3 protein-coding genes are annotated in these 2,114 nt (G+C 34.3%); all 3 read left to right on the forward strand.

Features of this window, described 5'->3' with window-relative positions; all coding sequences use genetic code 11:
• Positions 1-651 (forward strand): P-type ATPase actuator domain-containing protein (locus AB3X49_RS21880; RefSeq protein ID WP_367964718.1); only part of this gene is annotated, 651 nt, incomplete at its 5' end.
• Positions 652-783: 132 nt separating this feature from the next.
• Positions 784-1,650, forward strand: coding sequence for a 5'-3' exonuclease (locus tag AB3X49_RS21885; protein WP_002117805.1), 867 nt, complete (start codon positions 784-786; stop codon positions 1,648-1,650).
• 336 nt (positions 1,651-1,986) lie between these two features.
• Positions 1,987-2,114 (forward strand): FbpB family small basic protein (locus tag AB3X49_RS21890; RefSeq protein ID WP_367964720.1); only part of this gene is annotated, 128 nt, incomplete at its 3' end.

A 2,114-nucleotide genomic window follows, 5' to 3' on the forward strand; every position in this document is an offset into this window, starting at 1 on the left:
CTTCAAAAAAATAAAGATTTATTAATTGAAATCGCAACAAGAGATGTAAAATCTGTATTTGCGTATTTTAAAACAACAAGAGACGGACTATCTATGAAAGAGGCACAAAAGCGTATTCAAGTATACGGCCGAAATGAATTAACTTCAAAAAGAGCGCGTATTGCGGAAGTAATGATGAAGCTAAGTGGAATGATCCCAGGTCTTTCAAAACAAAATATGGGTGATGACTTACAATGTGAAACAGTTACTGTTTCTAGAGTAGCTGGCTGTAGCGTAACAGGGCTAAACAGTGAACTAAAAATGATGGAATTACCAGTACAAGAGCTTGTACCTGGAGATATGATTTTTCTTGCAGAGGGCGATACAGTGCCAGCAGATGTACGTATTATTTATGCAAATGATTTATTAGTAAATGAATCTATGCTGACAGGAAATGATGCTAGTATTGAGAAATTTGAAAGTTGCTATCATCTTGAACGTAAACGATTTATTCCATTAAAACGGATGAAAGACTATAATCCACTTGAACTTGAAAATGTATGTTTCAAAGGTACGTATATTGTTGACGGAAATGCAAAGGCTGTAGTTGTTTCGACAGGTAAAAATACGTATTCAGGAATACTTCATACTTGCTGCGGTAGAATGTCTTAATGTGTTAATGATGCTAAATATACAAAAACAATGTATAATAGACAAAGTTGAACAAAAACGTAGAATGGTAATCTATATATAACCTTACGTGATAACGTGAGGTTATTATTTTTTGTTAGTAGGAGAGGAATTATGAAAAAAGTATTATTAGTTGATGGTATGGCACTATTATTTCGTGCTTTTTACGCAACAAGTGTATATGGACAATTTATGAAACGACAAGATGGTACCCCGACGAATGGGATTCATGGTTATATGAAGCATTTATTAACAGCAACACAAGCAATCGAACCAACGCACATTGTAACGTGCTGGGATATGGGAAGTACGACATTTAGAACGGAATCTTTCTCGAATTATAAAGCAAATCGTGCAGCACCGCCGGAAGAATTAATTCCGCAATTTGATTTAGTGCAAGAAATGACTGCGAAATTATCTATGCCTGTAATCGGTATGAAAGGTTATGAAGCGGATGATTGTATCGGTACGCTTGCAAAACAATATTGCAATGAAGCGGAAGTTTATATTTTGACAGGTGATACAGATTTACTTCAACTTGTTGATACGAATGTTACAGTTATGCTTCTTCGTAAAGGAATTGGAAATTACGAGTATTACACACCGGAAAAAATCATGGAAGAGAAAGGTGTAGAACCTTGGCAAATTGTTCATGCGAAAGCTTTCATGGGAGATACAAGTGATAATTATCCGGGTGTAAAAGGTATTGGTGAAAAAACAGCGTATAAGCTGATTCAAGAATACGGGACAGTATCGGCAGTGCTAGAAAATATAGCATCATTAACGAAAGCGCAGCGCACAAAAATTGAAAGTGATTTAGAGAATTTAAATATCTCTTTACAATTAGCGCAAATTCATTGTGAAGTTCCAATTTCATGTTCGTTAGAAGAAGGGTTACACACAATGAACGAAGAAAAACTACGATTCGTTTGCGACGAAATGAATTGGGGAAGACCTGAAATATTGATTAATATGCTTTAAAGGGTATGGAAAGGTAGATCAAATATATTTTTGATTAACCTTTCTTTTTTTGTTCACAAAGTTGTCAGAAAATAAACGGAATTTTCATATGAAGTTCAAATGGAATTCACAACAATCAACTATTATAAGGACACACAGATAAATCCTTATCCCGCATTAACGGGAGATAGGACTTCTATCTCAGTATTATAGCTGAATAAAGAGTGATGATGGAAGAGTAACTCCCTGTAAAAGCCCGATTGATGTAGGCTAATAATTAGTGAGGGTAAATCCTCTCATTGATTAAAGTTTCAAGTTATCTTTTATATAAACCATCCCCAAAGGAGGAAAATAAACATGCGAAAAAAAGTGAGAAAATCCTTTAAACAATTATTAATAGAAAATAAACAATCCCTACTAACTAATAAAGAGAATATGAAAGAAATTGAAGAACGGATTGAGAAACGACATGTAGCATATAATGG

The sequence above is a fragment of the Bacillus sp. C30 genome (assembly GCF_040838255.1).
Classification (GTDB): domain Bacteria; phylum Bacillota; class Bacilli; order Bacillales; family Bacillaceae_G; genus Bacillus_A; species Bacillus_A mycoides.

What these genes read in the sequence shown, in the direction of transcription:
- AB3X49_RS21885 (WP_002117805.1), top strand. Translation starts at nt 784, where the DNA reads ATGAAAAAAGTATTATTAGTTGATGGTATGGCACTATTATTTCGTGCT.